This is a genomic window from Trichothermofontia sp., from assembly GCF_053493415.1.
On sequence record NZ_JBRCAD010000211.1, the window covers coordinates 1 to 12,398 of the forward strand.

Here is a 12,398-nt window from a genome sequence, read left to right on the forward strand (position 1 = left end):
GGACAAAGCTGCTTCAAGATCAATTTGACAAGCTTCGGGAATGAGGCTATCATAGAACATCATTTTTTATTTGTTAGAGGACAGAATACTGCATTCTGTCCCTTTTTTCCATCGCTTAACCTAACTTTCAACACTTCTGGGGATTAACACAACCTAACATTCTTCAATATGTAATTTTTGAGCCTCAGTGTAATTTTCTGTGTCTTCCAAATAGTAATGAAGTTGTCGTTGATTTTTTGGGTTTTTACGAAAATTTAAGTGATGACTTCAAGTATGTCACTGACAAACTAGGTTTAGATGTGCAACTTGGGCATGAAAACCGTTCATCACACTCTGGCAGTTATAAAAATGCATATACTGCGGAAATGCGAGATGTGGTTGCGAATGTCTACCGCCAAGACATTGAAGTCTTGGGTTACACTTTTGACAATTCTTCGCTGCCCTCCCAGTTAATGAATCGTCAAACAAAGCAAAAATAGAGTTGAGTCTACAGCCGTTCCCTCTCTAATGAAGTACTGTCAAGCCTTGTTAAACAAGGGGCTTAAGCCCCTTGTCTGTACCTCACCCTGTACCTCACCAAGTATGGAAGTGCTGTATTTGCTACCTGAGACCCATCTCATGCACTGGCCCGGATGAGATCGAGTCCTGATCTCGGCTATCGCAGGGGCAGGCGGGATGCCCACCCCACAACTATGCGCCCAATTCATCCAACTGTCCCTAGGCTGTCCCTCTCGGTCAAAACGGGTGAGGGGCTAAACGCCTACTTTGACTGGGTGCAGACGATCGGGCTTCAGGCCGCTGGCCAACAAAACTCAGCCCGGTGCACGATCGCTTCCCCGTAGCCCGGTATCCATACCACCCAGGTTTCCGGACCTTCTTGACACAGCAAGAGCGCCTCGTCATCGCTGAGGGGATGGGGCGGTTGACACAGGCATACCCAATGTTGCGCTAGGGGAGTCGCGGACAGTTGGGGGGCTGGGTTGGTAAAAATCCCCTGCCACGACTGACGGGCCGTTGGGGTAGCAGCAGACGACTGGGGGTGAGTAAGTGCGATCATGTGATTTGCCCGGTTATCTATATTTCTGTATTTAAGACTACAGAATTTGCTTTTGTGAGGAAATTCGCATAAATTTACGATCGCTGCCGGGGAGGTGGCCTTGGGATGTGGCGATGAATATGGTCGTCAAACCCTTGCTAGTTCGTTGCTGGGCCAAGGCGTAACAGAGCGATGGCGGTATTCAGGATCGTTCAGGATGTCGATCAGATTATCCGTATTTTCCGGGAGCTATGCATCAAGTCTGTATGATCGAAACAATAAATATACGGATAAATCGGGACATGACCCAATTTCTTGCCACGCCAGACAAGCCTATGGTTGATGGCACGCCTGCCAACGATCGTATTTGGGGCAGTCCGGGGGACGATACTCTACGCGGCCATGCGGGGAATGATCTCCTCCAAGGGCAAGCGGGGAATGATCTCCTGGACGGGGGCGACGGAGATGACACCCTGATCGGGGGCGTTGGTGCGGATACCTTGACTAGCGGCGCAGGAGCTGATGTCTTTGTCCTCCAAATTAATAATCAAGGGATTGATATTATTACGGACTTTAATCCGGACGTAGATAAATTAGATTTTTTGGGTGATCTCCCGAGCGAGCGCTTTTCCTTTCAGCCCGGCGTTAATGAAAATGCGGGCCATACGATGATCGTGGACTCCGTAACCGGGGAAACGATCGCGATGATTCTGGGGGTGTTGGTTGATGCCACAGTGGTCCTAGTGCGTGATGAGCGATCGCCAGCCCTCACCGAGGCGATCGCGGCAGCCGCCGCCGAAGCCGAACACTTGTCAATTGCGACGGAAGTTGCCCTCGGCACTCACCTCTCTCCTGTGCCCGTCCCCCCGATCAGTCGCAGTGGTGCACAAGTTCTGCCAACTAACCCACCCGATGATCGACCCATTCCCCCGCCAACTGACCCGCCGACTGACCCGCCGATCGATCCGCCGACTGACCCGCCGACTGACCCGCCGACTGACCCACCGACTGACCCGCCGACTGACCCGCCGACTGACCCACCGACTGACCCGCCGACTGACCCACCGACTGATCCACCGACTGACCCACCGACTGATCCACCGACTGATCCACCGACCGATCCACCCCCGCCATTATTAGATTTAACCGGTCGGCTCTCCGCTAATTCAACAGCGTTTGGGGGTGGTCCGACTGGCCCCAACGTGCAAGCAGTCAACAGCCCGTGGACACCCCCACCCGACGTCATTGGTGAACTGAGTGCCCAACTGGCGGCGGGACTGATTACAGAAGCGGATTTTTATGCAGCCCTGAACGCCTACCTACAATCCCAGCCGCAAGGGGCTGGTTGGACCGCCAGTACGGATAATTTCGCCATTGAGACGCTGAATGGGGAGTATTTCGCGACCTTTGCCTATACCAGTGCTAGCTTTGCCGAGCGGGTTAACTTTCGGATCGATCCGGCTGACTTTAGTGGCCTAGGATTTAGCCAACAGCTTTATTTTGCTGAAGAGATTAGTGAAAACAATCGCTTTAGGCTTGATTTTGTTGAAAATGGGAATGCCGCAACAACAGTGATTTTTGGTGATCTGGTTGGTTCGGTATCCGTCCGCTATACCTATGCGGAACCCCCCGTCGATCCGATTACTAATCCCAACCTACGAGCACCGACCCAAGGTTCTAGGGATACCTATAACACTAGCACCTGGGATGAGGTTCAATTCGACGCCAATGGTTGGACGGCTACGGATCACAGTTTCCGGATTGGCAATCTTTCCGCGCCAGATTTTAGGTTTAGTACCCCATTAAATGTCCCCATGCAGTTTTCAGCCAATAATCTCAGGGCCAACGATCGGATCGAGATTAGCCCAGACTATAGTACATTTGCCTCAGAAATTTCGGGCTTTCGCTTCTTCCCAACGGAACAGCCAACGATCATCTCTGAGCAAACTAACCCAGTAACGGCCACCCTGATCCGACCAACGAATTTTATCCCAGGTATTCCTAGTGCCAGTCTAGAGTTGGCGGTGGTCTAACCGTTCTGTCGTCGTGTGATTTAATGGGGGCGACCCTGAACCCTGTTGATTTTGGCTAGGCACGATCGTGCATCGCAAGCGTTCCTTATCACGAACGCACACTCGATATTGAGTATGATAGGCTGATCCGTTTTGCCGATTAGCGGCCCGATCGCCCCAACCCGTCGCCGAGATCCCGCCGTCTGAGGCCAGGTCCGCAGTCCCGAAGTCATGGCCCGCCTGACAGGTGCATAGTTCATGTTATAATTAGCGATTGTCAAATTAACTCGCACACCTGGGGTTTCGGGTGTTTCGTCAGAAATCCCCCTGGGTGGAGGTTTAACCCGGAAGGAGAATTTAATATGCCCGTTGTTTCATTGGCTCAAATGATGGAGTCAGGGGTTCACTTTGGTCACCAGACCAAACGCTGGAATCCCCGTATGTCTCCCTATATCTATACCGCCCGCAATGGCGTTCACATCATCGACCTGGTGCAAACCGCCAAGTTGATGGATGATGCCTACCAATATATGCGGACGGCGGCGGAAAAAGGTAAGCGTTTCCTGTTCGTTGGCACCAAGCGGCAGGCGGCAGCCATCATTGCCCAGGAAGCCAGCCGGTGCGGTGCCAACTATGTCAACCAGCGCTGGTTGGGGGGGATGCTGACCAACTGGGCCACGATTAAAACCCGCGTCGATCGCCTCAAGGACCTGGAGCGTTTGGAGGAAACCGGCAACCTGGATCTGCGGCCCAAGAAGGAAGCAGCTATGCTGCGCCGGGAATTGGAAAAGCTTCAGAAGTACCTGGGTGGGATTAAAACCATGCGCAAGGTCCCCGATGTGGTGGTGATTGTCGATCAACGGCGCGAGTACAACGCCGTGCTGGAATGCCAAAAATTGGGCATCCCGATCGTGTCCCTATTGGATACCAATTGCGATCCTGATTTGGTGGATATCCCCATCCCGGCTAACGACGACGCAATTCGCTCGATCAAACTGATCGTGGGCAAGCTAGCCGATGCCATCTACGAAGGGCGGCATGGTCAACTGGATGAGGGTTACGATGAGGATTACGAAGATTACGAAGGTGCTGAGGATGAGTACGACTACGACGAAAGTGACTACGCTGGCGACGACGAAGACAGCGAAGAGTCCTAGTCCCCTCAGCCCTATTTAGGGAATGGGCAATTCCGGTAGGGGCGGGTTGTCCCCAAGGGTTTGCCGGAAATGGGCAATCCCTGTGAACCTGCCCAGGTTATGGGTCCCAGCCGTCAGGACGGCGATCGCGACAATCTCGGCCCAAGGCGATCGCCGCAATGGGATAAGCTGATAACTGGGCATGGTTGGCCCATTCCCCTCAAGTATTAGCACCCTAGAGATACGCACTGTAAAGACAGTAGAGACAATAGGAATCATGGCAGACATTTCCCCCAAATTAGTCAAGGAACTGCGCGAGAAGACGGGCGCAGGCATGAAGGACTGTAAGGTCGCCCTTCAGGAAAATGACGGCGACATGACCAAGGCGATCGAGTGGCTGCGCCAAAAGGGCATTACCTCTGCTGAGAAGAAAGCCGGACGGACCACGGCAGAAGGGATTATTGACAGCTACATCCATACGGGTAGCCGGGTGGGTGTCCTGGTGGAAGTCAACTGTGAAACAGACTTTGTGGCCCGCCGCGAAGAGTTCCGCGAACTGGTGCGCAATGTAGCGATGCAAATTGCCGCCTGCCCCAATGTGGAATATGTCCGCACTGACGATATTCCCAAGGAGATTGTCGATCGTGAAACCGAGATCGAGATGGGTCGGGAGGACCTAGCCAGCAAGCCCAAGAACATTCGTGAAAAGATTGTCCAGGGGCGAATTGAGAAGCGTCTCAAGGAGCTGAGCCTGATGGATCAGCCCTACATCCGCGATCAAAGCATGACGGTTGAGGAATTAGTCAAACAAACCGTTGCACAACTGTCGGAGAATATTCGCGTTCGCCGGTTTACTCGTTTTGTCCTCGGCGAAGGTACAGACGAGGCAGCCGAATAATAAACCCGTTGCAATCTTACTTTCGAGAGCATTTTGTGGGATAGGCGTCTCGCCTGTCCCCTTTGTTTTTATAGCCTCTTCTATTTTTTTTATAGCCTCTTCTATTTGTTTTTATAGCCTATCCCTCTTGATGACACCGCGAAAAATACCCATTCTGCACTCCCAAGCAACGTTATCCCGTCGGTTAGACAGTTGAACTGCCGCCACCCTAGATTCATCGAAGTGCCCTTAACGTTATGTCAATCCTTCCTAAGTTTAGGATCGATCCGCAATAGCTCTACGAATAGTGTCTAATAGTGTCTAAAGTATGAATAATGAGCATTTGCCTTCCCCCGCCAGTCCGATTACCTTAGTGATCTCAGAACTTGTGCAACCCAGCCAAATTCGCAACTACGAGGCTTGGGCCGCAGGAATCAATCAAGCAGTTCAACAATTTGAGGGTTTCTTGGGTGTTGATGTCATTCGTCCCCGTGAGCATGATTACCCTGAATATGTGATTATTCTCAAATTTGATAATTACCATCACTTGCGGATTTGGTTAACGTCCGCCAGCTATCGGGAATGGATCGCCAAATCCGAACCATTTATTATCCGTCGATCGCGGCAACAACTACCGAGTGGAGTTGAAGTCTGGTTTAATTTACCTGCCGATCGGGCCTCCACCTCGTCCCAGCCTGCCTATTACAAGAAAGTGATCTTGGGTGTGTTATCTGTCTATCCCCTGATTTTGCTGGCTAACTGGCTCCTGGGGCCGATCTTACAAGGCTTCCCACCGCTGCTGGGTTTATTGATTTCAGTTACCTTCGTCTCGGCTTTGCTCACCTACCCTGTGATGCCCTGGCTAACCCAGTTGCTCAGTTTTTGGTTATACCCTTTGCCACGCAAATAATTTACTGAGTTGCGTTAGTGGATTGCATAACCCCTTATTTTATTAAAGAATAATCACGATCGTTCGCGAATACTTATGGTCAAGACAGCACCCTCTAGCCCAGGGAGCGGCAAGATGATCCCCCGCTGGGCACTGTTGCCTGGAACCTGACCGCCTACCAACGGCGTGCCCGCCCCTTCTCCAGCGATCAAGCGTTTGTCCCTAGGTAAGGAATTGTATTTTTACCTGTTTTGTCTGCGACTAAGATGAAAGAGGGGATAGGAGCAACCTTGAGTAGGTGCTCAACATCACGAGGTGCTATGGCAAACCGGGAACATCTCAATATTCTCAAGCAAGGTCGGGAGGTCTGGAATAGTTGGCGCGAAGCCCACACCGAGATTCTGCCAGATTTAGTTGGGGCTGACCTCGCCCGAACGGATTTGATGGCCGTCAACTTGAGTATGGCCAACCTGAATGGTGTTGATCTCAGCGAAGCCTTCCTCGGTGAAGCGAATTTGATTGGTGCAAACCTGATTCGGGCCAACTTGCGCGGGGCGAATTTGGATAAAGCCAACTTATTTGGGGCCGATTTCGTCGAGGCCGTCCTCAAGGGGACCAATCTGATTAGTGCCAAGCTCAGCGGGGCTGACTTTACTGAAGCCTGCCTGATCCGGGCTAATTTCATTGATGCCAACCTGATTGGTGCGCAGTTGATTGGCGCTGAACTCATTGGCGCTGATTTGAGTGGGGCCAAATTAACCGAAGCAGACTTCCTCGGTGCCAACCTGACTGCCGCCGATCTGAGTGGTGCTAACCTCAAAGGGACTGATCTGAGTCGAGCCAACCTCACGAAGGCGGATCTGATTGGGGCTGATCTCACCAATGCCGATGTCCGCAACGCCTATTTAATGAATGCTGACTTCCGGCGAGCCATTCTCAAGGGTACGGACTTCCGCAAAGCACTGCTCCGAGGAGCCGACTTCCAGGATGCCCTCCTAACGGACGCCGATTTCCGGGATGCGATCGTCAAGGGAGCCATCTTTGGCAAAGCCTTGGGACTGAGTCCCAGCCAAAAGGAAGACTTGGCCAATCGCGGCGCGATCGTGAGTACCTAGTGCAACGTCAAGCTCAGGATTTGGGTTGTGACCCGCTCAACCCGATCGCGCCGCGCCTCCCTAGGAGAAATAGATGAGTCCTGATCGCGCTGAGGGCGCTGTCGAAGCGGCTTAGCGAAAGCAGTTGACCCCCGTGCTAGCGACTACCATTGAAAACCTGTTGTGCCGTGAACTGGAGATCCGGAAAAAGTCCGGATTGAATGATCTCATCCCCTCGGAACTGCTTGAGTTGATACTCTTCATCAATCAGTTGATAAATAGAAAGGGTTGGTTGCTTTGGAGAACCAATATACCGCCGCCCACCGCTACCAAGATAGTCAATCACCCAATATTCACAAATTCCTAGGTATTCGTAGTCTACTAACTTGTAGGCATAATCACTGCGCCAGTTAGTGCCAACCACTTCAATGACGAGGGGAATGCTGGAACCGTTAGTCAGAGTGGAAACCTCTTCCCACAGGGGTTCATTGGGTAAAGCATCATGATTAACCAATAGCACATCTGGACAATAGCTGGTATTATCGCCAGCGACTTTAACAAGGGCTTGTTTAGGCAAAAAATAAGGTAACTGTAACCGCCGTACTTCCAGGCTCAGTTCTAGGGCCAGAAAACCAATAATTTCCTCATGTTTGCCGCTCGGCTGCATTGCCATAACTTGCCCTCGAAAAAGTTCATAACCGGGAGCGTCGGGTTTCCAACCTAGAAATTCTTCAAAGGACATCCCGCTCGGTTTTGTCTCAAGCACGCTACACCTCCAGAAACGAACCCACTGCGGTTGGAAAGACTCAGACTTAGACCAAATGAGAATACCTTAGATGGTAGCCAGTGTCTACAGCCCTTATGGGAACAGTATTGCAGAGAACAAATTGCAGAGGACACGTCCATAATTGCGCCCCCTTGGCTGTGCCAAGCTGCAAGAAAAGCTGGTGGAGAGACTCGAACTCACGACCGGCTGACTTACAAGTCAGATGACATTGTGGCCTAAAAACCATATACAGTAAGACTTATAGGAAAATGGTAGAGAGTGCTACCAGTTTTTTCTACCAAGTGGCTACCAATTTGGGCTATGATCGACTTGTTGATAAAGCTACCAATTAGGAGAGAGTCATCATGGTTGCTCAGTTCCCTACCAAGCGTTACCAGCACGGGACCCCTAAGCTGGAAGTCGATAAAGGTAAATTGCGTATTCGCATCCCAGCAGCTCTGATGGGCGGCAAGCGTTCCATCCTGTCATTGGGGCTGGATGATACACCAGAGAATCGTGTAACGGCTGAGAAACGCCTAGCGGTGATGGTGGCAGACATCAACATCGGCCAATTTGACCCCACCCTGGAACGCTATCGTCCTAAACCTCATCTTGCTATCGTGCCAGACAAGCCATCAGCGACTAAGCTTAACCCGTTGACTCTATGGCTTGATTACGTTGCTTCTCGTACTGGGGTGTCTCCTAGTACAGTACGGGGAACTTATAAGCCAGTGGAGAGAATGCTTAGGTCTCTACCCAGTAATCTGGGGTTGCATGATGCTACGGAAGCTAGGGATTATCTACTTAAGCGTCACAGTCCCGACGTTGTGAGACGCTTTATCATGCAAATGAACGCTTGCTGCAAGTGGGCTATCAAGTCTAGGGTCATTACCGCTAATCCCTACGCTGATTTGCTGGGGTCCGTTAGTATCCCCAAACGGAAGCAAAATGGGGTCAGTGATGACATTCACCCGTTCACCCGTGAAGAACGAGACGCCATCATTGCTGCATTTGAGTCGAATCAGTTTCACCCAGCACGCGCTAACCACTTGTCCCGCCATAGCCATTACGCACCGTACATTAAATTCCTGTTTTTTTCTGGCTGTAGACCAAGTGAAGCCATTGGTTTGCAGTGGAAGCACGTTAAGGATGACAGAATCCTGTTTCAGCAGTCAGTCGTGGATGGCGGTTCATCTCTAGTCCTAAAAAAAGGACTAAAAACCCAGGATTATCGCTACTTCCCAATCAATAATCAATTGCGTTCTATTTTGGATGACATTAAACCCGACAATGCGAGTCCTGATGACTTTGTATTCCCTAGCCCTACTGGGAAGCATATCGATATAGGCAACTTTCGTAACCGCGTCTGGAAACCTATCCTTGACGCGCTAGGTATTGAGTACCGCAAACCCTACCAGACACGACACACTTTCATCACTCTGTGCCTAGAGTCGGGTGTTGATGCTAAAGACGTTGCTAAGTGGGTGGGTAATTCCCCAGAGATTATCTATAAGCACTATGCGTCAGCTAAGCGTGATTTGAGTGTGCCTGAGTTGTAATTCCCTGGTAGGCTTTATGGATAAACTTTATCCATAAACTTTACCCATAAAGCCGCTACACAGTAACTAGCCCTCCTAATTTACCCGTGGTATCGCACAACCAAGCAAAATCTGAGAATACCTGAGTTGTGATGATTGACAATAGAGCTAATAGCACCATTAGTCAACCTCTACAATGTCATCAATTACAGAGATTTATGTATTTTGATTAAACAATATATAACAAGACAGCATGGTAAATACGATATATCGCTAAGGTTGATTATTAGGTTGGATGATTGACTTTAGCTTAATTTGCTTGATTGATTTGCAGTATTGGCTAGATGGTTTACTGTTTTAATGCACTGAAAACAGAGTGCAATTTTCTAAACCTGTCAGGTTTCTACGGCGTATGACGTTTGCGAGAACACCATAGGCTAATAGAATGGCAACCGAGGATAGATTGAACATAGGCTAAGATGAAACAACCTGATATTTTCACACGCCCCATAGGGAGACCGTTATATCTCTCTGTGGGGTTTTTCCGTTGTACGACTGAAAAACAGGTAAAGTCTGGCTAGGGTGTTTCTGTTGTACGACAGAAATTCCACCGTACCCTAGAAGAAATCAGAGAGTTCAGGCACAGAGAGGGTTACAGAGTTTTTCTGTCGTACCTAAGAAAGTTTCCGTTGTACAGTAGAAAAATTCTTCCAGGGTACGGTGGAATTTTCCAGGTACGCTAGAATTTCTGGTGTACGGTGGAAACCACTTTCAACGGAAATATCAGGACAGGTAAAACCAATGACACAACCCAATGACTCACTCAATGATTTTCTCAATACAGCGGTTGATTTATTTTGGAATGAATTGTTTGTGTCACGTTTATTAGTGCCAGAATGGGATAGTGAAGAATTAGTGATTATTGTTCAGAAAAAAAGCTAACAGTGAGGGATTCTTTAGGGTTAATGAATGGGTTGATAAAGACAGCAATGAGAACAAGCACACTATTGGTATTAACCCTGAATTATTTGATGAACCTGTTAACAAGTATTGTGGTGTATTGATTCATCAATTACTGCATTATTGGCAATGGAAATATGGTAAGAATAACCCTAGTGGCCACTATCACGATAAAGAGTGGCGGGAAAGAGCAGAATTCTTGGATTTGCAGTTGATTGATATTGGTGCCCAGCAAGACAAGACTAAGGGTAAACAGATAACCCAAACAATCAGGGAGAATTCATTCGTTCTAGGTAGTCTGTAGTTTCAGAGTGAATACCATAGCTAATATCCAAAGGATGGGACTCTCATGGGTCCCATTTTTATTGCTAGCTGCACTACAGGGCCGTTGTTAGACTTGCCTCAATTTCAGCATCTAATGGGGTCCTTGACTCACGTCCCAATAACGAGACGATAGCCCAGACTATGAAAAATCTAGGATGGACTATTGGACGCTTACCGCCAGAGTTGGATGATGGATTACATGGCGACGTTTGGCTTAAGGAGTGATGGGGTCCACTTCTGACCCGTCTTTTTATCCCTAAGCAAATTTTACCCATAATTTTTACCGGTAAAGTTTACCGGTAAAACCTGAGCAACCAAATAATCCCCCCTTTAAGTGGGGTCCTCACCCTGGTAGATTAAACCAGGGTTTTTTATTGACTTAGCTTATGGGTGACATTAGTTGGACTTATTGATGCCCTTAATGGGCCAATTGGTAGCGCTACCAATTGGCTACCAAATCAAGCTACCAACTACCAACTTCTATCTACTCTGTTAATGGTGTAAATAACTCAGAACCCTTGCTGTATCTAAGTTTTAAAAAAGCTGGTGGAGAGACTCGAACTCACGACCGGCTGATTACAAATCAGCTGCTCTACCAACTGAGCTACACCAGCGTGACACCCTTTATCGGGCAGTAAACCCTCATCCTACAAGGGAACTAGCCTTTTATCATAGCGCGATCCGACTTTCCCGACAACGATCGCGCTTCCCGGAAATTGCCTGCCTGGACACGACCCATTGGAGCAATGGCTAGGTGTTCAGCCGTTGGGGCCGGAAGAGGTGGTCATGCTCAGGATGGTACAGGCGCGAGCGTCCGCCCATCGCCTTTAGGGCTGGACTGATCACATAGAGTGTCGTGCGAATGAGATCCGCCGCTTTGGTAACCTGGGCCATTTCCGTGAGCGGCACCACCACCACCTGCTCATCAGGCCAACCCAGGCGGTAACACACGGCGACTGGGGTATCCGCCGGGTAATGGGCGAGTAACTGGACTTGGGCTGTGGAGACATGACGGGCACTGAGATAGAGGCAAAGACTGGCCTGATGGGCCGCTAAGGTCGCCAATTCCTCCCGTTCCGGCACCTGGGTGCGCCCGCCGATCCGGGTCAAGATAATCGTCTGCACCCCCCCCGGCACCGTTAGCTCTACCCCCAAATGGGCCGCCGCCGCTTGAAAGGCACTAATCCCAGGCACGACTTCAAAGGGGATATCAGCAGCAACGAGGGCTTCGATTTGTTCATGAATGGCACTGTAGAGACTGGGGTCCCCCGACTGGAGGCGCACGACCGATCGCCCTGCCTTGACCCGATCGATCATCAGGGGCACGATCGTCTCCAGGGTTTGGTTAGCGGTACGCACGACCTCCGCATCGGGTCGGATACCCGTCAGGATTGCTGGGGGAACCAACGAGTTAGCCACCACGACCACATCGGCCTGGGCAATGAGCCGCTGGGCCTTGACGGTCAACAGATCGGGATCACCGGGTCCGGCTCCGACGAGATAGACCGCAGGGGAGAGGGAAGGGGAAACATTGGCAAAGGTCATGGGAGTCGGGAATACGGCTAGCAATGGCTGCAACGTAGCCTAGCAGGTTAAGGGTAGCCCCAGCAGGTCAAAAAAATAGCAGCCGAGTCGCGAGTCTTCCGGATGACACGGAGGCGATCTGGAAAGGAGGAGTGGTAGATGCACCCTGATGCAGCCCTAGAGCAACCCTCTAGGGTTTCTTTCTTTTGAGACAACTGCATAATGACTCCGTGGGATGGCGG

Annotated in this window: 13 protein-coding genes and 1 tRNA gene; 9 read left to right on the forward strand and 5 right to left on the reverse strand. The window is 50.3% G+C overall.

Going from position 1 to position 12,398, the window contains the following annotated elements; translation table 11 throughout:
- The first annotated feature begins 236 nt into the window (after window positions 1-236).
- Window positions 237-479: a hypothetical protein gene (locus ACWIUF_RS18780; RefSeq protein WP_448574056.1), complete on the forward strand. Its 243-nt coding sequence runs from the start codon at window positions 237-239 to the stop codon at window positions 477-479.
- 311 nt (window positions 480-790) lie between these two features.
- Here the strand turns inward: ACWIUF_RS18780 and ACWIUF_RS18785 are convergent, their stop codons facing one another.
- Entirely contained in the window at window positions 791-1,057 is a 267-nt protein-coding gene (locus tag ACWIUF_RS18785) for a hypothetical protein (RefSeq protein ID WP_448574057.1), read from the reverse strand.
- A gap of 281 nt (window positions 1,058-1,338) precedes the next feature.
- On the opposite strand from ACWIUF_RS18785, the gene ACWIUF_RS18790 reads away from it, so the two are divergent.
- Complete coding sequence (locus tag ACWIUF_RS18790) at window positions 1,339-3,069, forward strand: hypothetical protein (protein WP_448574058.1); 1,731 nt, start codon at window positions 1,339-1,341, stop codon at window positions 3,067-3,069.
- A gap of 341 nt (window positions 3,070-3,410) precedes the next feature.
- Window positions 3,411-4,205: a 30S ribosomal protein S2 gene (gene rpsB / locus ACWIUF_RS18795; RefSeq protein WP_448574059.1), complete on the forward strand. Its 795-nt coding sequence runs from the start codon at window positions 3,411-3,413 to the stop codon at window positions 4,203-4,205.
- A gap of 15 nt (window positions 4,206-4,220) precedes the next feature.
- On the opposite strand, the gene ACWIUF_RS18800 is transcribed toward rpsB, so the two are convergent.
- Window positions 4,221-4,388 (reverse strand): hypothetical protein, encoded by a 168-nt coding sequence (locus tag ACWIUF_RS18800; protein ID WP_448574060.1) that lies wholly within the window; start codon window positions 4,386-4,388, stop codon window positions 4,221-4,223.
- A 73-nt stretch (window positions 4,389-4,461) separates the two neighbouring features.
- Here ACWIUF_RS18800 and tsf point away from each other — a divergent pair, with 73 nt between their 5' ends.
- The 3 genes from tsf to ACWIUF_RS18815 all read left to right on the forward strand — a co-directional run bounded on the left by tsf (window position 4,462) and on the right by ACWIUF_RS18815 (window position 7,065).
- Entirely contained in the window at window positions 4,462-5,082 is a 621-nt protein-coding gene (gene tsf / locus ACWIUF_RS18805; RefSeq protein WP_448574061.1) for a translation elongation factor Ts, read from the forward strand.
- A 307-nt stretch (window positions 5,083-5,389) separates the two neighbouring features.
- Window positions 5,390-5,971 (forward strand): antibiotic biosynthesis monooxygenase, encoded by a 582-nt coding sequence (locus ACWIUF_RS18810; protein ID WP_448574062.1) that lies wholly within the window; start codon window positions 5,390-5,392, stop codon window positions 5,969-5,971.
- A gap of 299 nt (window positions 5,972-6,270) precedes the next feature.
- Window positions 6,271-7,065: a pentapeptide repeat-containing protein gene (locus tag ACWIUF_RS18815; RefSeq protein WP_448574063.1), complete on the forward strand. Its 795-nt coding sequence runs from the start codon at window positions 6,271-6,273 to the stop codon at window positions 7,063-7,065.
- 136 nt (window positions 7,066-7,201) lie between these two features.
- On the opposite strand, the gene ACWIUF_RS18820 is transcribed toward ACWIUF_RS18815, so the two are convergent.
- On the reverse strand, window positions 7,202-7,810 hold the full coding sequence (locus ACWIUF_RS18820) for a Uma2 family endonuclease (protein ID WP_448574064.1): 609 nt from the start codon (window positions 7,808-7,810) through the stop codon (window positions 7,202-7,204).
- Between the two features lie 365 nt (window positions 7,811-8,175).
- On the opposite strand from ACWIUF_RS18820, the gene ACWIUF_RS18825 reads away from it, so the two are divergent.
- From ACWIUF_RS18825 to ACWIUF_RS18835, 3 genes are all read left to right on the forward strand, one after another.
- The gene (locus tag ACWIUF_RS18825; protein ID WP_448574065.1) at window positions 8,176-9,369 is read left to right on the forward strand and encodes a tyrosine-type recombinase/integrase; all 1,194 of its coding nucleotides are present in this window, start codon (window positions 8,176-8,178) and stop codon (window positions 9,367-9,369) included.
- Between the two features lie 780 nt (window positions 9,370-10,149).
- The gene (locus ACWIUF_RS18830) at window positions 10,150-10,290 is read left to right on the forward strand and encodes a hypothetical protein (RefSeq protein WP_448574066.1); all 141 of its coding nucleotides are present in this window, start codon (window positions 10,150-10,152) and stop codon (window positions 10,288-10,290) included.
- Window positions 10,271-10,612, forward strand: a complete 342-nt coding sequence (locus ACWIUF_RS18835) for a SprT-like domain-containing protein (protein ID WP_448574067.1) — start codon at window positions 10,271-10,273, stop codon at window positions 10,610-10,612. The genes ACWIUF_RS18830 and ACWIUF_RS18835 overlap by 20 nt, the downstream gene beginning before the upstream one ends.
- A gap of 561 nt (window positions 10,613-11,173) precedes the next feature.
- Here ACWIUF_RS18835 and ACWIUF_RS18840 read toward each other — a convergent pair.
- Window positions 11,174-11,246: transfer RNA gene (locus ACWIUF_RS18840), tRNA-Thr, on the reverse strand.
- Between the two features lie 136 nt (window positions 11,247-11,382).
- Entirely contained in the window at window positions 11,383-12,177 is a 795-nt protein-coding gene (cobM, locus tag ACWIUF_RS18845; RefSeq protein WP_448574068.1) for a precorrin-4 C(11)-methyltransferase, read from the reverse strand.
- Window positions 12,178-12,398 lie beyond the last annotated feature (221 nt).